The following is a 25,196-nucleotide window of genomic DNA, read 5'->3' as shown; positions in this document are numbered from 1 at the left end:
ATGGAGGAAAAATATGTTTAAACGATGGCGACTCTGGCTTTTACTCGAATAAAAAATAGAAAAATATGAAATGGAGAACAGATATGAAAAACAAACGGTTAATGGGAATGATTGCTCTTTTAGTGGTATTAGTTGTCGGAGGCATTATTTATTCTAGTGTAAATGGCGAGAAAGCACCGAAGACAAACAATACAACCAAAACAGTAAAAGTTGGTGTGCTGCAATATGTCAGTCATCCGTCACTTGATTTGATTTATAAAGGGATTCAAGAAGGATTGGCGCAAGAAGGTTATAAAGGCAAGAAGATCAAAATTGACTTTATGAATGCAGAAGGTGACCAAAGTAAAGTGGCAACGATGAGCAAGCAATTAGTTGCCAATGGCAATGACGTGCTGATTGGAATCGCAACGCCTGCTGCTCAAGGTTTGGCTAGTGCAACGAAAGACAAGCCAATCGTCATGGGAGCAGTGACCGATCCAGTTGGGGCGAATTTAGTAAAGGATTTGAAAAAGCCGGGAGGCAACATTACAGGTGTGTCTGACCACAACCCAGCTCAACAGCAATTGGAGCTCATCAAACAATTAACACCGAATGTGAAAACAATCGGCGTCCTTTATTCAAGCAGTGAAGACAATTCAAAAACGCAGGTAGAAGAATTTACAGCTTTGGCTGAAAAAGCAGGCTATAAAGTGCTTCCTTATTCTGTACCTTCTACCAATGAGATTGCTTCAACCATGAATGTGATGACAGGAAAGGTAGATGCCATTTGGATTCCAATTGACAACACCATTGCTTCAGCTTTTTCAACAGTCGTTTCCAGCAATCAAACGGCTAAAAAACCAATCTATCCAAGTGCGACCGCTATGGTAGAAGAAGGTGGTCTGGGTTCAGTGGTTGTCGATCAAAAAGATCTTGGAGTGGCGACTGGAAAAATGACGGCGAAAATTTTGAAGGGCGCTAAACCAGCAGACACAGCTGTTGAAATCTTTGCTATTGGCAAATCAGTTGTGAACAAAAAAGTGGCTGCTCAGTTAGGAATAACAATTCCAGATGATGTTCTGAAAAAAGCAGGACAAGTCATTGAGTAATCCGATTATAAGAAACGATATTTTAAAAGTTAGGACAACAGTATGATACTTTCAATTGTCTCACAAGGACTTGTTTGGGCTATTTTAGGCTTGGGGATTTTTATGACTTTCCGCATTTTAAACTTCCCTGATATGACAACAGAGGGCTCTTTTCCATTGGGCGGAGCAGTAGCAGTTACGCTGATTAGTAAGGGAATCAATCCTTTTCTGGCAACTGCTGTTGCCATTCTGGCTGGCTGTCTGGCAGGCATGGTAACGGGACTTCTCTATACTAAGGGGAAAATTCCTACTCTCCTTTCGGGAATTTTAGTCATGACTTCCTGCCATTCTATTATGCTTATGTTAATGGGGCGGGCTAATCTTGGACTTCTTGGAACGAAGCAAATTCAGGACTTTCTACCGTTTTCTGGCGAATTAAACAATCTTCTGACAGGATTGATTTTTGTCAGTTTGGTAATAACTGCATTGCTCTTTTTCTTAGATACAAAATTGGGTCAAGCTTATATTGCTACGGGTGATAATCCTGATATGGCAAGGAGTTTTGGCATTCACACAGGACGAATGGAGTTAATGGGTCTGGTGCTGTCTAATGGTGTCATTGCCCTAGCTGGTGCCCTTATTGCTCAGCAGGAAGGCTATGCGGATGTCTCGCGCGGGATTGGTGTCATCGTTGTGGGACTTGCCAGTCTCATTATTGGAGAGGTGCTTTTTACCAGCCTGACATTGGCAGAACGCCTATTGACGATTGTCATCGGAGCTATTCTCTATCAATTCCTGATTTGGGGCGTGATTGCGCTTGGCTTTAATACCAGCTATCTTCGCCTTTATAGTGCGGTTATCTTGGCAATTTGTCTCATGATTCCGACTTTCAAAAATAAATTCTTTAAAGGAGTCAAGTTAAGCAAATGACAGCAATTGTAGAATTAAAAAACGCGACAAAAATTGTCAACACAGGTATTGAGGAAGAAAAAGTTATTTTAAATGATGTTTCACTGGATATTTTTGAGCATGACTTCATTACGATTTTAGGCGGAAATGGGGCAGGGAAATCCACGCTTTTCAATGTCATTGCAGGAACATTACCATTGACGAGTGGCAGCATTTATATTCTAGGTGAAAATGTGACCAGTTATTCACCAGAAAAACGGGCTAAGTATCTGTCACGCGTCTTTCAAGACCCAAAGATGGGAACAGCTCCGCGCATGACGGTGGCAGAAAACCTATTGATTGCTAAATTTCGTGGTGAAAAACGCCGTCTAGTGCCACGCCGTCTGAGCCATTATCGCAAAGAATTTCAGGAGACGATAGACAAAATTGGCAATGGTTTAGAAAAACACTTAGATACGCCGATTGAATTTCTCTCGGGTGGGCAAAGACAGGCTTTGAGTCTTTTAATGGCGACTCTCAAACGCCCTGAGCTGTTGCTTTTGGATGAACATACAGCAGCGCTTGACCCCAAAACCAGTGTGGCATTGATGAGTCTGACAGAAGAATTTGTGAATCGTGACCAACTGACTGCTCTCATGATTACCCACCATATGGAAGATGCTCTCAAATACGGCAATCGCTTGATCGTCATGAAAGACGGACAAATTATCCAAGACTTGCATCAAGAAGAGAAAGCGAAAATGACGATTGCGGATTATTACAGCTTATTTGAATAAAAAAATTCCAATCTCCTAGCTGAGGTTGGAATTTCTTTTTTGCGCTTCTCTGATAGTATTTGGAACCAGACGAATCCGCTTAATATCTGAAATACGAATAATCGTTGACATACTTTTCTGGAAGTTTTTGACAATCAATTGCTGGCGCTCTTTGTCATATTTGACAATATCACCCGTAAAACTTTTATCTGAAAAAATGACATGCACACCTGATTTTTTTTGCAAAGCTGTTTCAATCGTCTGCAAAATATTGGCGTTGTCTTCCTCTATCTCTTGTGTATCCTTTTTGTAATTGATAAATTCACTTGCTCGCTCTAAAATCATTTCGAGAAATTTTTTCATAGCTAAATTCTCCATAACTTGTTACAATATATTATATAACAAACTCGCTAAAAAAGTAAATTTTTTACGAATAAATCAAGAAAGAAGAAAAAGGAGACAAAAATGTCAGAATTCAAATTTGAGATAGAAGAAAAGTTATTGGTGTTATCAGAAAATGATAAAGGCTGGACGAAAGAGCTGAATCGTGTGAGCTTCAATGGTGCGCCAGCCAAATACGATATTCGTGGTTGGAGTCCTGACCATACAAAAATGGGGAAAGGGATTACACTTTCCAATGAAGAATTTCAAGTATTAGTGGATGCTTTTAAGGCTTAGTAAAGCGCAAATAGAATCAAGGTAAGAGAGTGAGAGACAGTCAATCTATAAATGGCGGCTATTGATGACTCTCTTTTTGTTGTAAAAAAAATAAGAAAATTTTACACAAAAACTTGAAAATCCGCTTTCAAAAGATTATACTATTAAATATAGAGAATCTATATATGCATATAGTAAACTTAGAATTTTAGGAGGTTTAGGATGCTTGAAATTCAAAATTTAGAAAAAAGTTTTGGGCAAAAACAAGTTCTATTTGGTGTTGATTTCAAAGCTGAATCAGGACAAATCCTTGGTCTGATTGGGAAGAACGGTGCTGGGAAAACAACGATTTTCCACAGCATTCTGCGTTTTTTAGAATACAGCGGAAACATTACATTTGATAAGCAACCAATTTCTCAGGAGACCTATCAGAAAATTGGTTATTTGCCAGAGGAGCGAAGTCTGATGCCTAAGTTGACTGTCTATGAGCAGGTGCGTTATTTGGCGAATTTAAAAGGTGTATCAAGTGCAGTTGTGAGAGAAAAATTGCCTCAGTGGATGGAACGATTGCAAGTTAAAGGAAAATTGACTGATAAAATCAAGAGCTTGTCTAAAGGGAATCAACAAAAGGTTCAGTTGATTATCACACTACTGCATGAACCAAACTTGATTATCCTAGACGAGCCATTTAGTGGTTTGGATCCTGTGAATACCGAGATTTTGAAACAGGTCATTATTGAGGAAAAAGAGCGTGGAGCAACGATTATTTTCTCTGACCATGTGATGACCAATGTGGAAGAATTGTGTGATGATGTTGTTATGATTCGTGATGGGAAAGTCATTTTGGATGGCAGCGTGCAGGAAGTTCGTAATCAATACGGCAAAACACGTCTCTTTGTGTCTAGCTCGCTGTCTCAAACGGAATTAGAAGCACTTCCTCACGTAAGTAAAGCCAATCTGACCAACCAAGGCACATGGCGATTGATATTAGATGACGAAGCAGCTGGTAAGGAATTGTTTGACTTGTTGACTAAAGGACAATATATTGAAACTTTTGACCAACAAGCTCCAACAATTGATGAAATCTTTAAGTTAGAATCAGGGGTGGAAGTATGAAACAGACTTTAATTGTTATCAAAGAAACCTATCTTCGTCATGTCAAGTCATGGAGTTTTGTCTTCATGGTTATTTCGCCTTTCATTTTTATCGGTCTGAGTATGGGAGTTGGTTATCTTTCCTCCATGTCAAGTAGTAATTCTAACCGTGTTGCAGTCGTAGTGGATAATCCTCAAGTCAAGGAAGTTTTGAAAGATACTAAGAATCTGGATTTTGATTATAAAGATGAAGCAGCAGCTAAGAAAGCTGTAAAAGATGGCGAGGTTGGCGGATATTTGCTAGTATCAGAAGAAGAGGGGCAAATCAAGGCAACTTATTTTGCAGATACGAGCATGAGTAGTGCTACAAAAATTGAAATTACACAGAAACTGATGCAGTTGCAACAGGTTGCAAATATTAGCCAAGCTAATTTATCAGCTAATCAAGTGAAGCTACTTTCAAGAGCTATTGATTTCAAAGAAAAGATTGATGAGAAGAAAGAAGCGAAGAAGACCACTCAAACGATTGTCGCAACAGCAATTGGTCTTGTACTTTATATGATTCTCATTGTTTACACAAGCTCAACTGCTCAAGAAATTGCAAGCGAAAAAGGAACAAAGATTATGGAGGTTATTTTCTCCAGTATCAAGGCATCTGAATATTTTTATGGTCGAATGGCTGGAATTTTTGCAGTTATCTTGACCCATGTCAGCATTTATGTAATCGGCGCTGTGCTGTTGCTTGCTTTTTCAGGCCAGATTTCTTTTGTAAAAGAATTCTTAGATGCCAATCCAAATCTGATGAAGCATTTGGGAGAAGCAATTTCCTTTAATACTATTGCTTTCATCACCTTGAGTGTCTTTATGTTTGTGGTCTTATCTGCCTTTTTAGGATCAATGGTGACGAGAATTGAAGACGTTGGGAAAGCTGTTCAGCCTGTTGTGATGCTGATTCTCCTTGGATTTTTGGGAGTGACGGCTCTTGGAAACGCTGGTGACACAATTTTGCTTAAAGTTGGTTCTTTTATTCCATTCATTTCGACTTTCTTTATGCCTTTCCGTGCCATTAACGGTTATGCAACTAGTCTAGAAGCCTGGATTTCGTTTGTCATTGCCTCTGTCTTTACCTTAGGAATGACAGTTTATATCGGTCGGATTTACTCCAGCTTAATTTTACAAACAGATGATATTGGCATTTGGAAGAGTTTCAAAAAAGCTTTAGCTTATCGTTAAAAATAGTTCTCCACAAGTATTCTTGTGGGGATTTTTTTCTTGAAAAAGTATGTAGTCAATCGCTGTTGAAAAACTTTAAAAATGATATAATAGGACTATATTTTGACAAAAAGGATGCTCATGAAATTACTTTATACTGATATTCGCAATCCCTTAACGAAGATTTTGGTGAAAGAAGCAGAGCGCTTGGCACAAGCAGGCAAGCGCATATTTTATATTGCACCTAACTCTCTTTCATTTGAAAAGGAGAGGGCTGTTTTGAGTCTTTTAGAAAACCACGCTTCGTTTGCTATTACAGTGACACGTTTTGCGCAGATGGCGCGTTATTTTGTCCTCAATGATGTGCAGCAAGGCAGACCATTAGACGATATTGGTTTGGGAATGCTCTTTTATAAGGTATTATCTGAAATGGAAGAGCATGATTTGCAGGTGTACGGAGGCATTCGGACGGATGTGCAGTTTATTCAGCAATTGGTTGAGCTTTATCATGAATTGCAAGCTGCTCAAATGACCTTTGCGGATTTAGACCATCTAGATGAGGATGAGAAAAAAGCAGATTTGATCAAGATTTTACAGCTAGTGACGCATCAGCTAAATCAGAGTGAATTTATTTCTGAGTCAAATATTATGGTCTTTGCCAATCATATTACAGCAGGTGATGTAGATAAAGAATTGCAAGGATTGGCTTTGGTCATTGACGGTTTTACACGTTTTTCAGCTGAAGAAGCTTATTTGATCGAGCTTTTGCATAGCAAGGGTGTGGAAATCATTATTGGTGTTTATGCCAGTGAGAAGGCATATCGTGCGACTTTTCGAGAGGGCAATCTCTATCAGGCTAGCGTGGATTTCTTGCGCCATTTGGCAAATGAGTATGAAGTGAAACCTGAATATAGACCCGCAACGCAGCCAGATGATGCTTTTGGGAACATTTCAAAACTGCTAGAAAGCCGTTATGATTTCTCAGATGTTGAGTTGGAATTGACGGAGCAAGACCGCTCGCATGTACAGATTTGGTCGACTGTCAATCAAAAAGAAGAACTGGAATATGTGGCGAAAAGCATTCGCCAGCGAGTTCATGATGGTGCTCGCTACAAAGATATTCGCTTACTTTTGGGAGATGTGGAAGCCTATCGTTTGCAGTTAAAGACGATTTTTGATCAGTATCAGATTCCTTTTTATTTGGGGCGAAGCGAGTCCATGGCACATCACCCTTTGGTGCAGTTTATTGAAGCGTTAGTGCGTTTAAAACGCTATAATTTTCGGACAGAAGATTTGCTCAATCTTGTAAAAACAGGTCTTTATGGTCATTTAAAGCAAGAAGAACTAGACTTATTTGAGCAATATATTCGCTTTGCAGATGTAAAAGGGATTAGTAAATTTTCTAAAGATTTTACTCACAATCAGCATCAAAAATTTGACCTGATTCACATCAATCAATTAAGAAAAAAAATAGTCACTCCGCTTTTGGAATTTTTTAAATCTCGCAGTCAAACAGCGACAGGTCTGCTCCAGAAATTTCATCAATTTTTGACAGTGATTGCTTTTTCTCAGAATTTTGCTGGTTTGGTAGATTCTACGAACCCGCAAGATCAAGAACGGCAAGAAGAAGTTTGGAAAGCTTTTTGTCATGTTTTGGAACAATTTGCCAGTGTCTTTTCAGCCAGCAAGGTCAAGCTAGATGATTTTCTGACTCTAGTGCAGTCAGGAATGCTGTTATCCAACTATCGAACTATTCCAGCAACAGTAGATGTCGTGACCATTCAGTCTTATGACTTGATCGAGCCTTTGTCAAGTCCTTTTGTCTATGCTGTTGGTTTGACCCAAGACTATTTTCCAAAAAATTCCCAAAATAAGAGCCTTTTGTCAGACGAAGACCGACTACGATTAAATGAAGCGACTGATGCGCATTCGGAATTGCTGATTGCTGCTCAGGAAAATCTCCAGAAAAATCGTTTTGTTGCCTTGTCGCTTTTGAATGCTGCAACAGAGAGGCTTGTCCTCTCCACTCCTCAGATTGTCAATGAAATAGAGAACAACATTTCTCCATATTTGTTAGAATTGCATGAACAACCAATTGGGCTGCCGATTGAAGTGAAGCGTTCGCAGGCAACGAGTGATGATATTGGAACTTATCGAGCTCTGCTGGCGAGGGTTATTGAGTTGAATCAAGGTGATATTGATAAAGAGCGCTCTTTGACGGAGAAAGAACAGACTTTTTGGTCAGTAGCTGTGCGGGTTCTGCGCAAAAAATTGGAAAGCGAAGGTATTTCGATTCCTAATGTAACGTCAAGCCTTGAAACAGAAACCTTGTCAACGCAGACATTGCAAGCTCTTTATCCGCCTCATCAGGCATTTCTACTGTCGACTTCAGCTTTGACAGAATTCTACCGCAATCAATATGCTTATTTTTTGAAGTATGTCTTGGCTTTGCAGGAAGAAATGACGATTCACCCAGATGTGCGCAGTCATGGAAATTTCCTGCATCGTGTGTTTGAAAAAGTCATGCAAGAGCAGTCTAGTGAGCCATTTGATAATCGCCTAGAAAAAGCCATTCAAGAAACCAGTCAGGAGGCAGAATTTAAAACTCTTTATACAGAAAATGCAGAAGCCTTGTTTGCTCACGAAGTCTTGCTGGACACAGCGCGTGCGACAGGACAGGTTTTAGAGAGAAATGAATTGGTAGAAACCATTCAAGAAGAAGCTGTTTTCGGTCAAGAAGAAACAAATGTTCTAACCTTGTCAGACGGACGCAACCTTCAAATTCGAGGGAAAGTTGACCGGATTGACCGTTTGAAGATAGATGGCAGTCTAGGCGTTGTTGACTATAAATCAAGCGATACGAATTTTGATTTTCAGAAATTTTTCAATGGCTTAAATTCTCAATTACCTACCTATCTAGCAGCTCTGAAACAAGAGTCGTGGATGAATGAAGAAGCGCATGCTTTTGGCGCCATGTATTTGCAGATGACCAATCCACTTGTGCCTTTAGCCAAGACGAAATCGCAAGGCGACGCTATCAAAGAAGCAATGAAGAACCTAGAATACAAAGGTCTGTTCTTGTCTGAGCAGGCTCGTCAGCTGAATGCTTTGTACGATAAAAAGAAAGTGAATCTGTTGAGTCAAGAGGAGTTGGAGACATTGTTGGCTTATAATGCACTCTTGTATCGCCGTGCTGCTGAGCAGATTTTGGCAGGGCATTTTTACATCAATCCTTATACGGAGAATGGCAAAAGTATTGCACCTTTTGTGGAGCAGTACAAGTCCATTACGGGATTTGAAGCAAATCTTCATCTCTCTAGCGCCCGCCATTTGGTTAAGTTAGATAGTCACCCGACAGGTGAAAAGAAGCGTCAAGCATGGATAGAAAAGATGAAGGAGGAGTTAGAAAAATGAGACAGATTCCATTTTTGAGTCAGGAAGAAATCTATGCTTTGCAGGATCAAGAAGCACAGTCTGACAAAGCTCAAAAACGTACACCAGAGCAAATCGAAGCCATTTACTCCTCCGGTCAAAATATCCTTGTATCTGCTTCTGCAGGCTCAGGAAAAACCTTTGTTATGGTGCAGCGGATTATTGACCAAATTCTGCGGGGAGTTCGCATTGACCAGCTCTTTATTTCGACTTTTACCGTTAAAGCAGCCAGTGAATTAAAAGAGCGCTTGGAGAAAGAGTTATCCAAGGTCTTGAAGGCAACAGATGATGAGGAGCTCAAACAGCACTTGGCGCAGCAATTAGCCGATATTCCGAATGCCGACATTGGAACCATGGACTCTTTTACCCAAAAGGTCCTCAATAAATATGGTTATCTCCTAGAATTGGCGCCAAATTTTCGCATTTTGCAAAATGCGAGTGAGCAGTTATTGCTACAAAACGAAGTTTTTGAGCAAGTTTTTGAAGACTTCTATCAATCTGATCAGGCAACTTTGTTTAAAAAATTAGTCAAAAATTTTACAGGTCAGAGGAAAGATTTGCTTGGTTTTCGAGAGCAGGTTTATAAGATTTATGCTTTTTTGCAATCCACCAGTAGCCCAATTGAATACTTAGAACAAGATTTCTTGAAAGCTTACGATCATGCGGATTTCCAAGAAGAAAAAGCGCAACTTTTAGCACAAACAAAAGAAGCCCTCTTTGATTTAGAAGATTTTTTTAGCTATCATTTGGTTCATGAAGCCAAGGAATTTCCCAAAGCAAAATACCTTGAAAATGTGCAGAGCGTACTTGATTGTCTGGCAAGTTTACAAGGACAATCCTCTGAGGAAGCCTATCTCACAACGCTCAATAACATTGTAGAAATATCGCGTGCCAGCAATGGAAAAGCCTTGACGAACAGCGGACGAAAAGAAGAATTAAAAGAAATTATTAACGCCTATAACGAAAAACGCAAAGAAAAAATTCAAGTTTTACGAGATTTGGCAGATCAATTTTATCGCTTTGAATTTCAAGTGACCTATCATGAGGAAGCCAAGGAAATCTTGCTTGTCTTGCAGCAATTTATGAAATCGTTTGTGACAAGCTATCTACAACGGAAAAAAGAAGAAAATGCGTTTGAATTTGCAGATATCAATCATTTTGCCATTCAGATTTTAGAAGAATTTCCTGATGTGCGCCACTTTTATCGGACAAAATACCATGAAGTCATGGTGGATGAGTATCAAGATACCAACCACACGCAAGAGCGGATGCTAGAACTGTTATCAAATGGGGGTAATCGCTTTATGGTGGGGGATATTAAGCAGTCTATTTATCGTTTTCGTCAGGCTGATCCGCAGATTTTTAATGAGAAATTTAAAACCTATCAAGACGATAGCCAGCAAGGGAAATTGATTGTTTTGAAGGAAAATTTCCGCAGTCATGTGGAAGTCTTGGAAGCCACGAATGATGTTTTCAAACGTCTCATGGATGAGGAAGTGGGAGAAATTGATTATAATGAAACGCATTATCTGGTAGCTGGAAATCCTGCTAAAAAAGCACCAAATCCACAATATCAGACGGAATTTCTCATTTATGACGGAACGCTTGAGACGGATAATGAGGAGAATGACAAGGATGTTTCTTCTGTTTCTGCAGGAGAAGTAGCGCTGGTCATTAAGGAAATTATCCGTCTGCACAATGAGGAAAATGTCCCATTTGAAGATATGACATTGCTAACGGCTTCGCGGACGCGCAACGATGTGATTTTATCTGAGTTTGCCAAATACGGTATCCCAGTCGTTTCAGACGGTGGCGAGGATAATTATTTGCAATCTGTAGAAGTTATGGTGATGTTGGATACCCTGCGTACGATTAACAATCCGCTCAATGATTATGCTTTGGTGGCACTTCTAAAGTCACCAATGTTCACCTTTACTGAGGATGAATTGGCTCGTTTGGCCTTGCAAAAAAAGGTGACAGAAGCTACTTATGTTACTCATCAGGAAAATCTCTATGAGAAATTGAAAAATTCTCTGAGTGGGAACGGTCAACATCCCGAACTCATCACACCTCCTCTTTTAAAGAAAATCCAGCAGTTTCAAGAAATACTGCTGGATTGGCGAGAGTTTGCAAAAATAAATTCGCTCTATGATTTGCTTTGGAAAATTTATCAAGACCGCTTTTATTATGACTATGTAGGAGCCCTACCAAATGGAGCAGGGCGTCAAGCGAATCTCTACGCTCTTACTTTGCGAGCAAATGACTACGAAAAGATGAGTTTTAAGGGCTTGTCGCGTTTTATTGGGATGATTGATAAGATCTTAGAAACTCAAAATGATTTGGCGAGTGTCGTCGTTGCGGCTCCGAAGCATGCAGTCCGCTTGATGACAGTTCATAAGAGCAAAGGTTTGGAATTTAAATATGTCTTTTTGCTTAATATGGATAAAGTCTTCAATCGTAAGGATAGTAGTTCTGCTTTGATTATCAGTCGTCAAAATGGCGTCGGCATCAAGTATGTCGCGGACGTAGTGGTAGACGCTGCTGATGAGTTAGCGCCTAATCATGTTCGCTTGTCTATTGATACTCTTCCTTATGTGCAAAATGAGCGTGAGATTCATTTGGCAAGTATTTCTGAGCAAATGCGTCTGCTCTATGTTGCTATGACGCGGGCAGAAAGAAAGCTGTATCTGGTTGGCAAAGGTCGTCAAGAAAGCCTGGAGAAAAAGACCTTCCCTGCTCCTGAAAATGGTCGTTTAGCAGCCTCCATTAGGCAAACTATGACAAGTTTTCAAGACTGGATTTGGGCTTTACAGACAGTCTTTGAGAAAGACGATTTAGCTTTTTCAACACAATTTGTGACGGATAGCGATTTAACAAGTGAGAAAATAGGTCAGTTAAAGCTGAAGGAACGGATTGTCGAGGAGAACTTAGCGCACAATCGCCAGTCTGAGGATATTCGCAGGGCTTTGGATATTTTGGAAAATGTGGACAGGCTAAATACTCAGTATCGAGCAGCCATCCATTTGCCAAGTGTTCGGACACCGAGCCAAATCAAGAAATTTTATGAACCGGTCATGGATACAGACGGTGTTGAGATTATGGAGAAAAAAACTCCAGATTTTATTGGAAAAACTTCTTTTGAACTACCTGACTTTGCTAAAAAAGCCCCTGTTACAGGAGCGCAAATCGGTAGTGCTGTCCATGAACTGATGCAGCGTATTCCTTTAAATCAACTGCCTACAATAGCTATTTTAAAGGAAATATTGGCTCAGGTTCAGGCAGAAGAAACTGTCAAAAAGAAGATTGATTTGCAAAAGATAGCTAGTTTCTTTGAGACAGAGCTTGGTCAACTACTCTTAAAGCAGGCTGACAAAGTTTATCGTGAAGCTCCTTTTGCTATGTTAAAGCAAGATCAAGCGAGCGGACAGGATTTTGTAGTCCGTGGAATTTTGGACGGTTATCTCCTACTGGCTGATCGTATCGTTCTCTTTGATTATAAGACAGATCAATATACAAATCCAAGTGAATTAGTGGAGCGCTACCAAGCGCAATTATCACTTTATGCTGAAGCTCTTTGTCGTTCGTATGGTATTGAAAAAATAGAAAAATATCTAGTGCTGCTAGGTGGAGTTCAACTTCAAGTAGTAAAAGTAGACTAGATAGGATTTTTAGAGAATTGGGCTGATGAATGCTCCCAATTCTTTTTTACAAAAATAGAATCCTCTATTTCCGAATATTTGAGTTGTAAAAAAATAAAAAAGTTCACAAATTAGATAATTTTTTAGAAAAAATCATTGAAAATTTCAGAAAAATACGGTAAAATAGTATGTAACCAGACGATGGAGGAATGATATTTGAAATTATATCCTGTTGTTGCAATTCAATCTTATAAACTAAATCAAAAGGCGGCTTTGTGCGGTCTTTTTTGTAAAGCTGTCTAGACCTTTATGAAAATTTTCATTTAAAAAAGTTTACTCTTTTATCGACTATTTAGTAGGAATGGAATGAAAAGTTTAAAATTTTAACAAAATCTAGTTATTTTTGCTAATAGTGGGCATTATTTGAAGAAATGTTCGGTTTTGAGAATTTTTTGTAATAATAATGGAAATTTACTTGAAAAGCAATAGGAAAAATAGTAAAATAGAATCATAGAAAACGCTTACAAAACGAGGTGAAAAAATGGATAGACAAGAAGCATTGAGAACTTTTACCACAGGTGAAAATTTCCATTTGCAGCACTATTTGGGGGCTCATCAAGATGAAGTAGATGGGCAAAGTGGCTATACATTTCGTGTATGGGCACCGAATGCTCAGAGTGTGCATCTGATTGGAGACTTTACCGACTGGTATGAAAATCAAATCCCTATGGCACGTAATGAAGGTGGCGTATGGGAAGTGTTTACGGATTTACCTAAGGAAGGAGACATTTACAAATACAACATCAAACGAAGTAGCGGGCAAGAAATTTTGAAAATTGATCCGCTGGCAGTTTATTTTGAAAAACGTCCTGGTACAGGTGCAGTAATTCGGACGATTCCAGAAAAGAAATGGAAAGATGGTCTATGGTTAGCTCGCAGAAAACGTTGGGGATTTTTCTCACGTCCAGTGAATATTTACGAAGCTCATGCAGGTTCCTGGAAGAAAAATGAGGATGGTAGCCCGTATTCATTTGCTCAATTAAAAGATGAACTGATTCCTTATTTGGTTAAAATGAATTATACTCATGTGGAATTCATGCCACTAATGGCGCATCCACTTGGATTGAGCTGGGGTTATCAGCTAATGGGATATTTTGCACTTGAGCACACGTATGGAACGCCTGAAGAGTTTCGTGATTTTGTTGAAGAATGTCATGTCAATAATATCGGAGTTATCGTTGACTGGGTGCCGGGTCATTTTACTATCAATGATGATGCCTTGGCTTATTATGACGGTACACCTACGTTTGAATATCAGGATCATGACCGTGCCCATAATTACGGCTGGGGCGCTCTTAACTTTGACTTAGGAAAGAATGAAGTGCAGTCTTTCTTGATTTCTAGTATCAAGTTTTGGATTGACTTTTATCACTTAGACGGAATCCGTGTGGATGCTGTTAGCAACATGCTCTACCTAGATTATGATAGTGGTCCATGGCAACCAAATATTGACGGGGGCAATCGCAACTACGAAGGCTATTACTTCCTTCAACGCTTGAACACGGTTATCAAACTGGCTCATCCAGATGTCATGATGATTGCAGAGGAAAGCACGAGTGATACAAAGATTACAGGTATGGCAGAAATGGGTGGTCTTGGATTTGACTACAAGTGGAACATGGGCTGGATGAATGACATTCTGCGCTTCTACGAAGAAGACCCAATTTACCGCAAGTATGATTTTAATCTAGTAACCTTTAGTTTTATGTATGCTTTCTCTGAAAACTTCTTACTGCCATTCTCTCATGACGAAGTGGTACATGGTAAGAAGAGTCTCATGCATAAGATGTGGGGAGATCGCTATAATCAATTTGCTGGTCTGCGAAATCTTTATACTTATCAAATATGTCACCCAGGGAAGAAATTACTATTTATGGGCAGCGAATGGGGACAATTCTTAGAATGGAAATGCGAAGAATCTTTAGAATGGCGTGATTTGGCTGATAATATGAATGCCAAGATGCAGCATTTCACTTCTCAGCTCAATCAGCTTTATAAAGAAAATCGCGTTTTGTGGGAAAATGACTTGAGTTGGGACGGTTTAGAGATTATTGATGCGGATAATACAGATCAAAGTGTACTTTCCTTTATTCGGAAAAATGACAAGGGAGATATGTTAGTTTGCGTCTTTAATATGGCTCCGGTAGAACGCAAAGACTTTACCATTGGTGTTCCGGTAGCAGCCATATATGAAGAAATTTGGAATACGGAATTAGAAGAATGGGGAGGTGTGTGGAAAGAACACAATCAAACAGTTCAGTCTCAAGAAGGCTTGTGGAAGGATTATCCTCAGACGTTGACCTTTACTTTGCCAGCATTAGGGGCAAGTATTTGGAAAATTAAACGTCGTGTGAAATCAGCAAATGGAAGTAAGAAGTCCAAAAAGGAGTAACAGATGAAGAATGAAATGCTAGCTTTGATTCTTGCCGGTGGGCAAGGAACACGCCTTGGAAAACTCACTCAAAGTATTGCCAAACCAGCAGTACAATTTGGTGGACGCTACCGTATCATTGACTTTGCTTTGTCCAATTGTGCCAATTCAGGAATTCATAATGTTGGTGTCATTACTCAATACCAACCATTAGCTTTGAATAGTCATATTGGGAATGGTTCTAGTTGGGGACTGGATGGTATTAACACAGGAGTTTCTATTCTCCAGCCGTATTCAGCAAGTGAAGGAAATCGTTGGTTTGAAGGAACTAGTCATGCGATTTATCAAAATATTGATTATATTGATACTATCAATCCTGAGTATGTCTTGATTTTGTCTGGTGACCACATTTACAAAATGGACTACGATGATATGCTTCAGTTTCACAAGGATAACAATGCCAGCTTAACAGTAGCTGTTCTAGATGTCCCTCTGAAAGAAGCCAGTCGTTTTGGTATCATGAATACTGATGCTAATAATCGCATTGTCGAATTTGAAGAAAAACCAGCTGAACCTAAGTCTACTAAGGCTTCTATGGGGATTTATATCTTTGACTGGAAACGCCTGCGTAATATGCTGGTAGCTGCTGAAAAGAGCAATGTAGATATGTCTGACTTCGGTAAGAATGTTATTCCAAATTATCTTGAATCCGGCGAAAGTGTCTATGCTTATGAATTTAAGGGATATTGGAAAGATGTTGGAACGATTGAATCACTTTGGGAAGCCAATATGGAATATATTGATCCAAACAATGCTTTAGATAGCCGAGATCGTCAATGGAAAATTTATTCACGTAACTTGATTTCCCCACCAAACTTCCTTGGAGAAAATGCTCATGTAGAAGATTCTTTGGTTGTGGACGGCTGTTTGGTAGACGGAACAGTTAAACATTCGATTCTTTCTACGGAAGCTCAAGTGCGTAAAGATGCAGTTGTAGAAGATTCTGTGATTATGAGTGGTGCTATCATTGGTCAAGGTGCAAAAATCAAACGTGCTATTATCGGTGAAGGAGCTATCATTTCTGATGGTGTAGAAATTGATGGGACAGACGAAGTACAAGTTATCGGATACAATGAGAAAGTGGGGGTACCATCAGATGAAGATTGATAAATATTCAGCAATTTTAGGAAATACAGTTGGATTTCATGATATGTCTACTTTGACAAATCATCGTCCAGTTGCCAGTTTGCCGTTTGGTGGGAAATATCGTTTAATTGACTTTCCGTTGTCTAGCCTGGCCAATGCAGGGATTCGGAGCGTCTTTGGCATTTTCCAACGAGATAATATTAGTTCTGTCTTTGACCATATCCGTTCTGGACGTGAATGGGGGCTGTCTACTCTTTTGAGTCACTACTATCTTGGTATTTATAATACGCGCGTAGAAAGTTCTACTGTTGGTAAAGAATACTACGAGCAATTATTGACCTACTTAAAACGTTCAGGCAGCGATCAAACGGTAGCATTGAACTGTGATGTTTTGGTGAACATCGACTTGAACCAAGTCTTCCACTTACATGGTACAACTGCTCAACCGATCACAGTTGTCTATAAAAAATTACCAAAAAAAGGAATTTCCGAAGTCAATGCTGTTTTGGAAATTGATGAAACAGATCATGTGAAAAATCACCATCTTTTTGATGATAAAAAAGATCAGGATTTGTACAACATGTCAACGGATATCTTTGTTGTGGATACACCTTGGCTGATTGAAAAGTTAGAAATAGAAGCACAAAAAGAATTTCCTCAAAAATTACGTTATGTTTTACGTGATTTAGCTGCTCAGGAAAAAGCGTTTGCTTATGAATATACGGGTTATTTAGCAAATATTCATTCTGTCACTTCGTACTTCAATGCCAATATTGATATGCTTGATTCACAAAAATTCTATTCCCTTTTCTCTCCAAATCAAAAGATTTATACGAAAGTAAAAAACGAAGAGCCAACTTATTATGCAGTCGGTTCTAAGGTTTCAAATGCTCAATTTGCTTCTGGCAGTATTATTGAAGGAGAAGTGAGTGGTTCTGTCATTTCTCGTAATACTCGTATTAAAAAAGGAAGTCGTGTAAAAAACAGTATTCTTTTCCCACGTGTCCTTATTGGCGAAAATGCTGTTGTAGACTATGCAATCTTAGATAAGGGTGTTGAGATTGCTGAGAATGTGACCGTTCGAGGAACAGTTGATAACCCAGTTGTTCTTAAAAAAGGCGAAAAAGTGACAGAGGATAGAATTCAATGAAAATTTTATTTGTAGCAGCAGAAGGTGCACCTTTTTCTAAAACAGGAGGATTGGGAGACGTCATTGGCGCTCTCCCTAAATCTCTTGTGAAAGCTGGTCATGAAGTGGGTGTCATTCTTCCATACTATGATATGGTGGATAAAAAGTTTGGCGACCAAATGGAAGACTTGTTCCATTTTGAAGTGAAGGTCGGTTGGCGTGGTCAATATGTAGGCGTGAAACGTACAGTTTTAAACGGTGTTACCTTCTACTTTATAGACAATCAATACTATTTCTTCCGCGGACATGTTTATGGCGATTTTGATGACGGCGAACGCTTTGCCTATTTCCAAATGGCAGCTGTTGAGTTAATGGAGAGAGTGGATTTTATTCCAGATGTTCTCCATGTGCATGATTATCATACAGCGATGATTCCATTTTTGGTGAAAGAAAAATACCATTGGATTCAAGCTTATCATGGTATTCGGACTGTGTTAACCATTCACAATTTAGAATTTCAAGGGCAATTTTCTGATGGCATGCTCTGGGATTTGTTTGGAGTAGGCTATGAGCGTTATGCAGACGGTACCTTGCGTTGGAATAACTGCTTGAATTGGATGAAAGCAGGGATTTTGTATGCAGATCGGGTGACAACCGTATCACCAAGCTATGCGCATGAAATCATGACCCCAGAATTTGGCTGTGGTTTGGATCAAATTTTACGAATGGAATCTGGTAAAGTATCAGGTATTGTCAATGGAATCGATACAGATATTTATAATCCAGAAACGGACAATTTGCTGGAGTACCATTTTAATAAGGATGACTTATCTGGTAAGTTGGCAAATAAGCGTGCTTTGCAGGAAAAAGTTGGTTTGCTTGTGCGAGACGATGTGCCTTTGGTAGGAATTGTATCTCGTTTAACTTGGCAAAAAGGCTTTGATTTGGTTGTGGATCAGTTGCACAATTTATTGCAAGATGATGTACAAATCGTTCTTTTAGGTACAGGAGACCCGTCTTTTGAGCAATCCTTTGCTTGGTTTGGTCAAGCTTATCCAGAAAAATTATCTGCCAACATCACTTTTGATGTGAAATTAGCGCAAGAAATTTATGCAGCTTGTGATATGTTCTTAATGCCAAGTCGCTTTGAGCCATGTGGATTGTCCCAAATGATGGCCATGCGTTATGGAACCTTACCTCTCGTACATGAAGTTGGTGGCTTGCGTGACACCGTTCAACCGTATAATGCCTACGAAGGAACAGGAACTGGATTTAGCTTTAATAATTTCTCAGGCTACTGGCTGAAATGGACGTTTGATATGGCTGTCAGTCTCTATCATAACGATAAAGAAGCATGGCAGTCGCTTCAAAAGCAAGCTATGGAGCGTGATTTCTCATGGGACACCGCTAGTCAGGCCTATAGCCATTTGTACCAATCTCTTTATTCATAGAAGGGAGTTTGCTATTCAGAAATGGAACTAACAAAAGAACAGTTTCTTCAAGATTTTAAAGATATTTTACATGAAGAACAGTTAATTAAGGTAGAAGATGCCACTCCGACAGAGCTGTTTCAAACCTTAGCACGTACGATTCGCAAATACATCACTCCTATGTGGTTGGAACGACGAAACAAACTAGTAGAAGACAAGCAAAAAATTGCTTATTACTTTTCGATTGAATTTCTGCCTGGGCGAATGCTGGAAACCAATTTACTAAATCTTGGAATCCTCGATGTTGTCAAAGAAGGCTTTGACGAATTAGGTGTTGATTTTACGGCTGTCAAACAGGCTGAGCACGATATGGCGTTAGGAAATGGCGGTCTTGGTCGTCTTGCAGCAGCTTTTATGGATTCACTTGCAATCACAGGCTATCCGGGATTTGGCAATGGAATCCGCTATCGCTACGGACTTTTCAAACAAAAAATTGTAAATGGATATCAAGTCGAATTGCCGGATGATTGGTTTGGTAGTCTAGGAAACGTCTGGGAAACGCGGAAAGATCATGATGTTGTAGATGTTAAAATCTTTGGAAATGTCTATCTGCAAGCCAACAAAGAAGGGCGAATGCTTCCCGTTTATGAAAATTCGCAAACTCTCCGTGCAGTACCTTACGATGTACCACAAATTGGTTTTGGAAATGACGTTGTTAACAATCTTCGTCTTTGGGATATCGAAATTCCTGAAGAATATGAGCTAGAATATCCAACAATTGAAGCACGCCGCAAAGTACAAGATATCACAGCTATTTTGTATCCAGATGATTCAAGCTATGAAGGAAAAGAGCTACGCTTGATTCAAGAATATTTCATGACCAGTGCCGGCTTGCAGACGATTATCAAATCTTATCGGAAGCAAGGGCTGCCTTTAGAGCAAATTCATGAAAAGGTATCGGTTCATATCAATGATACCCACCCAGCGGTTGCACCAGCAGAGTTTATGCGGCTTTTACTTGATGACTGCGGTCTTGAATGGGCAGACGCTTGGAATGCAACAGTAAAGACGATGAGTTATACCAATCACACCATTCTTTCAGAAGCCTTAGAAAAATGGGATGCGGAACTCTTTAAAAATGTTCTTCCTCGTGTTTACCAGATCATTCTTGAAATTGATAATCGCTATGTCTCTGAAATGGCTGCGCGTGGCATTGACCCGCAAGTGATTGAGAACACTCGGATTGTCAAAGATAACCAAGTTCACATGGCGCATCTCGCGATTATTGGAGGTCATTCGGTCAATGGGGTGGCAAAACTTCATACAGAACTTCTCAAAGAAGATACGTTGCGTGACTTTTATGCCATTTATCCTGAAAAATTCAATAATAAAACAAATGGTATCATTCAACGTCGCTGGTTGCAAATTGCAGATGAACCATTGTCAAATGAGATTGATCGCTTGATTGGTAACGGCTGGCGGACAAACATTCATGAACTTCGTAAGCTCTTAGACTACAAAGATGACCCACAAGTTTTGAGTGAATTTTATAATGTCAAGCAAGAAGCAAAGGCGCGCTTAGCGGCTTTCATCAAAGAATCTACGGGAGTAGAAGTATCAACGGAAGCTATCTTTGATGTACAAGTGAAGCGGCTTCATGCTTATAAGCGTCAATTGCTCAATTTGCTCCATATTCTTAAACTATATTGGGATTTAAAAGACAATCCTGATAAAGATATGGTGCCACGTGTCTTCATTTTTGGTGCGAAAGCAGCGCCAGGTTATCATTTTGCCAAATCTGTTATCAAATTGATCAACGAAGTGGCTAATCTTGTCAATAATGATGAGAGTCTACAAGGCAAGCTAAAGGTTGTTTTCCTTGAAAATTATCGGGTCAGCTTGGCTGAACTCATCATTCCTGCTGCAGATGTGTCAGAGCAAATCTCGCTCGCTTCCAAGGAGGCTTCCGGCACATCTAATATGAAATTCATGATGACAGGCGCCATTACTCTGGCAACCCTTGACGGAGCCAATATTGAAATCAAAGATGAAGTCGGAGATGACAATATTGTAATTTTCGGTATGGACAAAGATGAAGTCTATGACCATTATGCTCGTCATGATTACTACTCACGTGGTGTTTATGAAAGCAATCCTGTGGTTCGCCGTGTGGTGGATAGCTTTGTGGATGGAACTATTCCAAATGTCCGAAATGAAGGTTCTGAGATTTATGAAGCTTTGATTACGCACAATGACGAATACTTCCTTTTGGAAGATTTTGCTTCGTACGTAGCAGCTCAAGAAAAGATTGATCAACTCTATCGTGACAAAGAAAAATGGGCGCGTATGAGCCTTATTAATATCGCAACATCTGATAAATTCACATCAGATGATACGATTGAACAATACGCCAAAGAAATTTGGAACCTAAAAAAGTAATAAGCTAGGGGCTGGGACTTATCCAGCCTCTTTGTTGAAAAAGTGAATTGTAGTTTTTGTCTATATTTAATCGATAAAGATTGCCTATAATATACATATATAGGGAAACAAAATTCGATAATTGGAAATAGCTATTTCCACATCAACAAACTGATAGTGGGATCAAGTTCGTTTTACTACTATTTTAAAACCACAATTGTTGCAGGATAGCCTACTTTTTTGGAAATTGAAAGAAATCCGTATAAAACGTTTCCAAAAGACAAAAACATTTGACAAAAAGAATTTTTAGGACTAAACTAAGTAAGTAAATTTTAAACATAAGGAGAATTCATCATGAATTTAACATTTTTTGGATTATGTCTTGCCTGTATGGGTGTTTCACTCGCTGAAGGTTTTTTAATGGCAAATCTATTTAAATCAGCATCACGTCAACCAGAAATCATTGGTCAGTTGAGAACGCTTATGATCATGGGGATTGCCTTTATCGAAGGTACTTTCTTCGTAACACTTGCGATGTCATTCATCATCAAGTAAGAAAAGAAAGTTATCCTTTAGAAAAGGGGGTGGAGTTCGTTGGAAGAAAGTGTAAATCCAACTATCACTTTAGGTCCTGTGACCTTTGATTTGACTCTACTTGCTATGTCTCTTTTAACTGTATTTATCGTATTTGCCTTTGTTTATTGGGCTAGCCGGAAAATGACTCTAAAGCCTTCTGGTAAGCAAAATGTCTTAGAATACCTCTATGATTTTGTCATTGGCTTTACAAAGGGCAATATTGGCGATAAATATATAAAGAATTATTCTCTATTTATCTTTTCCTTATTCCTTTTCGTTGCAGTAGCTAACAATCTTGGTTTGATGGCAAAAGTGCAGACAACCAATGGTTATAATTTGTGGACATCTCCAACGGCCAATCTTGCCTTTGACTTAGGATTTTCATTTTTGATTACCTTAATTTGTCATGTTGAAGGGATTCGCCGACGGGGAGTGAAAGCTTATCTCAAGGCATTTGCGACACCTGCTGGAATGACTCCAATGAATATTTTGGAAGAATTCACTAATTTTGCCTCTCTGGCTCTGCGTATCTATGGTAATATCTATGCAGGGGAAGTTCTGTCTGGCTTGTTATTAACTTTGTCACAACAAGCTGCTGCTTGGTATCCAATAGCATTTGTCTTGAATCTCATTTGGACTGCTTTTTCAGTCTTTATTTCATGTATTCAAGCATACGTGTTTACCATGTTAACATCTATGTATCTGGGTAAGAAAATTAACGGTGAGGAATAGAAGGGAGAAAAGAGATGAATATTACTTTAGGTAGTCTTATTGGGGATTTTATCCTTGTTGCAGGCTCATTTCTTCTGTTAATCGTTTTAATTAAGAAATTTGCCTGGGATAATATTACAAGTACTTTTGAGCAACGTGCCAAAAAGATTTCAGATGATATTGAAGGCGCAGAGTCTGCTCGTCAAAAAGCAGAAGATTTAGCTCAAAAGAGAGAAACAGAATTAGCGGGTAGTCGTCAAGAAGCGACAACAATTATTGAAAATGCCAAAGAAACTGCTGAGAAAAACAAAGCAGGAATCTTGGCAGATGCAGCTGATGAAGCTGGACGTTTAAAAGAAAAGGCTAATCAAGAAATCGCTCAAACCAAAGCAGAAGCCATGAACAGTATCAAAGGTGATGTAGCCGATTTGACTGTAAATCTTGCTAGCAAAATTTTAGGTCAAAAATTGGATCAAGAAGCTCACAAAGAGCTCATTGACCGCTATATTGACAAGCTAGGAGATGCTTAATGGACAAAAAAAGATATGCGGTAATTGAAAAATATACCACACCTTTTGTCCAACTCGTGATTGAAAAAGGTCAGCAAAAAGATGTTTTTGAAAAGCTTCAGCAAATCAAAGACATTTTTGACAATACAAATTTATCTGCCTTTTTATCACATATTGGTGTTGATGATACAGAAAAAGAAAGAAGCCTTCGCTATTTTCAAGGATCTGATTCATCCTTGATTGACAATTTCATTGAAGTTATTATTCATAATCATCGTGAAGATCTTTTTTATGATATTTTAGTAGAAAGTCTTCACCAGCTTGAAACGATTAGTAATGAATTTGAAGTGACAATCAAATCAGTTCAAGGTTTATCGGAGGAGCAAAAATCTAAAATTATTCCGATTATTGAGCGAAAATTTGGATTGCAGGTTCGTTCTTTAAAAGAAGAACTGGATGCAAGCCTCATTGGTGGCTTTATCATCACAGCTAATAATAAGACAATTGATGCAAGTATTAAACGTCAATTACAAACAGTAAAAGAAAATTTGAAATAGAAAGTGGTGTGAATTTTGGCGATTAACGCACAAGAAATCAGCGCTTTAATTAAGCAACAAATTGAAAATTTCCAGCCAAATTTTGACGTCACAGAAACAGGGGTCGTCACATATATTGGTGATGGAATCGCCCGTGCTCATGGTCTTGACAATGCAATGAGTGGTGAGCTGTTGATTTTTGAAAATGGCTCATACGGTATGGCACAAAACTTAGAATCAACAGATGTAGGGATTATCATTTTAGGTGATTTCACAGATATTCGCGAAGGGGATACCATTCGTCGAACTGGTAAAATCATGGAAGTGCCTGTCGGAGATGCTTTGATTGGTCGGGTTGTGGATCCGCTCGGTCGTCCGGTTGATGGGCTTGGCGAGATCAAGACAGATAAGACGCGTCCAGTTGAAACACCTGCTCCAGGGGTTATGCAGCGGAAATCTGTATCAGAACCGCTTCAAACAGGTCTGAAAGCGATTGATGCTTTGGTGCCAATCGGTCGTGGGCAACGGGAATTGATTATCGGAGACCGTCAAACTGGTAAAACAAGTATTGCGATTGATGCGATTTTGAACCAAAAGGGACAAGATATGATTTGTATCTATGTTGCCATTGGTCAGAAAGAATCCACGGTTCGTACGCAAGTAGAAACGCTTCGTCAGTATGGAGCGTTGGATTACACAATCGTTGTCACAGCGTCAGCTTCTCAACCTTCACCATTGCTGTTTTTAGCACCTTATGCAGGTGTAGCAATGGCAGAGGAATTTATGTATAGTGGCAAACACGTTTTGATTGTCTATGATGATTTATCAAAACAAGCAGTTGCTTATCGTGAACTGTCACTCTTGCTTCGTCGTCCACCAGGTCGTGAAGCTTTCCCAGGAGACGTATTCTATCTTCATAGCCGTCTTTTGGAACGTTCTGCCAAAGTTTCGGATGAATTAGGTGGTGGTTCTATTACAGCACTACCGTTTATCGAAACGCAAGCAGGAGACATCTCCGCTTATATCGCAACCAATGTAATTTCAATTACAGACGGTCAAATCTTCTTAAGCGACAGTCTCTTTAATGCAGGTGTTCGACCTGCTATTGATGCCGGTTCATCTGTATCACGTGTAGGTGGTTCTGCGCAGATAAAAGCGATGAAGAAGGTTGCCGGAACCTTGCGTATTGACCTTGCTTCTTATCGTGAATTGGAAGCATTTACCAAGTTTGGTAGTGATTTGGATGCTGCGACACAAGCAAAATTGAATCGTGGTCGTCGGACGGTAGAAGTCTTGAAACAACCTGTTCATGAACCATTACCAGTTGAAAAACAAGTCGTTATTTTGTACGCCTTGACACATGGTTTCTTGGATAGTGTACCGGTTGATGATATTCTTCGTTTTCAAGCAGAACTGTTTGATTACTTTGATGCTCATCATGAAGACCTCTATGAAATCATTCGTACAACAAAAGACCTTCCAGAGGAAGCAGTCTTAGATGCTGCAATTACTGAATTTATCAATCAGTCTAGCTTCAAGTAAGAAT

Annotated in this window: 19 protein-coding genes; 18 read left to right on the top strand and 1 reads right to left on the bottom strand. The window is 39.3% G+C overall.

The window, feature by feature from the left end:
- The first annotated feature begins 83 nt into the window (after positions 1-83).
- The 3 genes from trpX to IYQ23_RS01725 are packed head-to-tail and all read left to right on the top strand — an operon-like array spanning position 84 to position 2,752.
- On the top strand, positions 84-1,088 hold the full coding sequence (gene trpX, locus IYQ23_RS01735; protein ID WP_195673896.1) for a tryptophan ABC transporter substrate-binding protein: 1,005 nt from the start codon (positions 84-86) through the stop codon (positions 1,086-1,088).
- A 42-nt stretch (positions 1,089-1,130) separates the two neighbouring features.
- On the top strand, positions 1,131-1,997 hold the full coding sequence (locus tag IYQ23_RS01730; RefSeq protein ID WP_174721440.1) for an ABC transporter permease: 867 nt from the start codon (positions 1,131-1,133) through the stop codon (positions 1,995-1,997).
- Positions 1,994-2,752 carry an ABC transporter ATP-binding protein gene (locus IYQ23_RS01725; RefSeq protein ID WP_174721439.1) on the top strand — a complete coding sequence of 253 codons (759 nt, stop codon included), beginning with the start codon at positions 1,994-1,996 and terminating at the stop codon, positions 2,750-2,752. The genes IYQ23_RS01730 and IYQ23_RS01725 overlap by 4 nt, the downstream gene beginning before the upstream one ends.
- 15 nt (positions 2,753-2,767) lie before the next feature.
- Here the strand turns inward: IYQ23_RS01725 and IYQ23_RS01720 are convergent, their stop codons facing one another.
- A complete protein-coding gene (locus tag IYQ23_RS01720) occupies positions 2,768-3,109 on the bottom strand; it encodes a hypothetical protein (protein WP_003028044.1) in 342 nt (113 codons plus the stop codon).
- 87 nt (positions 3,110-3,196) lie between these two features.
- Between IYQ23_RS01720 and IYQ23_RS01715 the strand changes: the two genes are divergently transcribed.
- The 15 genes from IYQ23_RS01715 (at position 3,197) to atpA (ending at position 25,192) form a co-directional block, all read left to right on the top strand.
- A complete protein-coding gene (locus IYQ23_RS01715; RefSeq protein WP_195673895.1) occupies positions 3,197-3,409 on the top strand; it encodes a YdbC family protein in 213 nt (70 codons plus the stop codon).
- Between the two features lie 201 nt (positions 3,410-3,610).
- Positions 3,611-4,504 (top strand): ABC transporter ATP-binding protein, encoded by an 894-nt coding sequence (locus tag IYQ23_RS01710; RefSeq protein ID WP_049516767.1) that lies wholly within the window; start codon positions 3,611-3,613, stop codon positions 4,502-4,504.
- Positions 4,501-5,715 carry an ABC transporter permease gene (locus tag IYQ23_RS01705; protein ID WP_195673894.1) on the top strand — a complete coding sequence of 405 codons (1,215 nt, stop codon included), beginning with the start codon at positions 4,501-4,503 and terminating at the stop codon, positions 5,713-5,715. The genes IYQ23_RS01710 and IYQ23_RS01705 overlap by 4 nt, the downstream gene beginning before the upstream one ends.
- Positions 5,716-5,835: 120 nt before the next feature.
- Positions 5,836-9,108 carry an ATP-dependent nuclease subunit B gene (gene rexB, locus IYQ23_RS01700; RefSeq protein ID WP_195673893.1) on the top strand — a complete coding sequence of 1,091 codons (3,273 nt, stop codon included), beginning with the start codon at positions 5,836-5,838 and terminating at the stop codon, positions 9,106-9,108.
- Positions 9,105-12,785, top strand: coding sequence for a helicase-exonuclease AddAB subunit AddA (addA, locus tag IYQ23_RS01695; RefSeq protein WP_195673892.1), 3,681 nt, complete (start codon positions 9,105-9,107; stop codon positions 12,783-12,785). Before rexB ends, addA begins: the two co-directional genes overlap by 4 nt.
- Before the next feature lie 520 nt (positions 12,786-13,305).
- Positions 13,306-15,216, top strand: coding sequence for a 1,4-alpha-glucan branching protein GlgB (gene glgB / locus IYQ23_RS01690; protein ID WP_022526692.1), 1,911 nt, complete (start codon positions 13,306-13,308; stop codon positions 15,214-15,216).
- Between the two features lie 3 nt (positions 15,217-15,219).
- On the top strand, positions 15,220-16,362 hold the full coding sequence (locus tag IYQ23_RS01685; RefSeq protein ID WP_195673891.1) for a glucose-1-phosphate adenylyltransferase: 1,143 nt from the start codon (positions 15,220-15,222) through the stop codon (positions 16,360-16,362).
- Positions 16,352-17,491, top strand: a complete 1,140-nt coding sequence (gene glgD / locus IYQ23_RS01680) for a glucose-1-phosphate adenylyltransferase subunit GlgD (protein ID WP_003030501.1) — start codon at positions 16,352-16,354, stop codon at positions 17,489-17,491. The genes IYQ23_RS01685 and glgD overlap by 11 nt, the downstream gene beginning before the upstream one ends.
- Positions 17,488-18,921 (top strand): glycogen synthase GlgA, encoded by a 1,434-nt coding sequence (gene glgA, locus IYQ23_RS01675; RefSeq protein ID WP_003030475.1) that lies wholly within the window; start codon positions 17,488-17,490, stop codon positions 18,919-18,921. Before glgD ends, glgA begins: the two co-directional genes overlap by 4 nt.
- 21 nt (positions 18,922-18,942) lie before the next feature.
- The gene (locus IYQ23_RS01670) at positions 18,943-21,339 is read left to right on the top strand and encodes a glycogen/starch/alpha-glucan phosphorylase (protein WP_195673890.1); all 2,397 of its coding nucleotides are present in this window, start codon (positions 18,943-18,945) and stop codon (positions 21,337-21,339) included.
- A 333-nt stretch (positions 21,340-21,672) separates the two neighbouring features.
- Entirely contained in the window at positions 21,673-21,873 is a 201-nt protein-coding gene (locus tag IYQ23_RS01665; protein WP_003025282.1) for a F0F1 ATP synthase subunit C, read from the top strand.
- 39 nt (positions 21,874-21,912) lie between these two features.
- Positions 21,913-22,626 carry a F0F1 ATP synthase subunit A gene (gene atpB / locus IYQ23_RS01660; protein ID WP_022526688.1) on the top strand — a complete coding sequence of 238 codons (714 nt, stop codon included), beginning with the start codon at positions 21,913-21,915 and terminating at the stop codon, positions 22,624-22,626.
- 14 nt (positions 22,627-22,640) lie between these two features.
- Entirely contained in the window at positions 22,641-23,135 is a 495-nt protein-coding gene (atpF, locus tag IYQ23_RS01655) for a F0F1 ATP synthase subunit B (RefSeq protein ID WP_195673889.1), read from the top strand.
- Complete coding sequence (locus IYQ23_RS01650; protein ID WP_003030492.1) at positions 23,135-23,671, top strand: F0F1 ATP synthase subunit delta; 537 nt, start codon at positions 23,135-23,137, stop codon at positions 23,669-23,671. Before atpF ends, IYQ23_RS01650 begins: the two co-directional genes overlap by 1 nt.
- 15 nt (positions 23,672-23,686) lie before the next feature.
- The gene (gene atpA, locus IYQ23_RS01645) at positions 23,687-25,192 is read left to right on the top strand and encodes a F0F1 ATP synthase subunit alpha (RefSeq protein ID WP_195672922.1); all 1,506 of its coding nucleotides are present in this window, start codon (positions 23,687-23,689) and stop codon (positions 25,190-25,192) included.
- The last annotated feature ends 4 nt before the right edge of the window (positions 25,193-25,196 follow it).

The sequence above is a fragment of the Streptococcus sp. HF-100 genome, assembly GCF_015594635.1.
In the GTDB taxonomy this organism is placed as follows: Bacteria; Bacillota; Bacilli; order Lactobacillales; family Streptococcaceae; genus Streptococcus; species Streptococcus vaginalis.
Note: the sequence above shows the minus strand (reverse complement) of the source record. Positions and strands in the feature narration are given on the sequence as shown.

Bases quoted from the DNA above. Each gene is read 5' to 3' on its own strand.
- glgB (WP_022526692.1), top strand. From the start codon at position 13,306: ATGGATAGACAAGAAGCATTGAGAACTTTTACCACAGGTGAAAATTTC.
- trpX (WP_195673896.1), top strand. From the start codon at position 84: ATGAAAAACAAACGGTTAATGGGAATGATTGCTCTTTTAGTGGTATTA.
- glgA (WP_003030475.1), top strand. From the start codon at position 17,488: ATGAAAATTTTATTTGTAGCAGCAGAAGGTGCACCTTTTTCTAAAACA.
- IYQ23_RS01705 (WP_195673894.1), top strand. From the start codon at position 4,501: ATGAAACAGACTTTAATTGTTATCAAAGAAACCTATCTTCGTCATGTC.
- atpF (WP_195673889.1), top strand. From the start codon at position 22,641: ATGAATATTACTTTAGGTAGTCTTATTGGGGATTTTATCCTTGTTGCA.
- addA (WP_195673892.1), top strand. From the start codon at position 9,105: ATGAGACAGATTCCATTTTTGAGTCAGGAAGAAATCTATGCTTTGCAG.
- IYQ23_RS01670 (WP_195673890.1), top strand. From the start codon at position 18,943: ATGGAACTAACAAAAGAACAGTTTCTTCAAGATTTTAAAGATATTTTA.
- IYQ23_RS01685 (WP_195673891.1), top strand. From the start codon at position 15,220: ATGAAGAATGAAATGCTAGCTTTGATTCTTGCCGGTGGGCAAGGAACA.
- rexB (WP_195673893.1), top strand. From the start codon at position 5,836: ATGAAATTACTTTATACTGATATTCGCAATCCCTTAACGAAGATTTTG.
- IYQ23_RS01710 (WP_049516767.1), top strand. From the start codon at position 3,611: ATGCTTGAAATTCAAAATTTAGAAAAAAGTTTTGGGCAAAAACAAGTT.
- glgD (WP_003030501.1), top strand. From the start codon at position 16,352: ATGAAGATTGATAAATATTCAGCAATTTTAGGAAATACAGTTGGATTT.
- IYQ23_RS01725 (WP_174721439.1), top strand. From the start codon at position 1,994: ATGACAGCAATTGTAGAATTAAAAAACGCGACAAAAATTGTCAACACA.
- IYQ23_RS01650 (WP_003030492.1), top strand. From the start codon at position 23,135: ATGGACAAAAAAAGATATGCGGTAATTGAAAAATATACCACACCTTTT.
- IYQ23_RS01715 (WP_195673895.1), top strand. From the start codon at position 3,197: ATGTCAGAATTCAAATTTGAGATAGAAGAAAAGTTATTGGTGTTATCA.
- IYQ23_RS01730 (WP_174721440.1), top strand. From the start codon at position 1,131: ATGATACTTTCAATTGTCTCACAAGGACTTGTTTGGGCTATTTTAGGC.
- IYQ23_RS01720 (WP_003028044.1), bottom strand. From the start codon at position 3,109: ATGGAGAATTTAGCTATGAAAAAATTTCTCGAAATGATTTTAGAGCGA.
- IYQ23_RS01665 (WP_003025282.1), top strand. From the start codon at position 21,673: ATGAATTTAACATTTTTTGGATTATGTCTTGCCTGTATGGGTGTTTCA.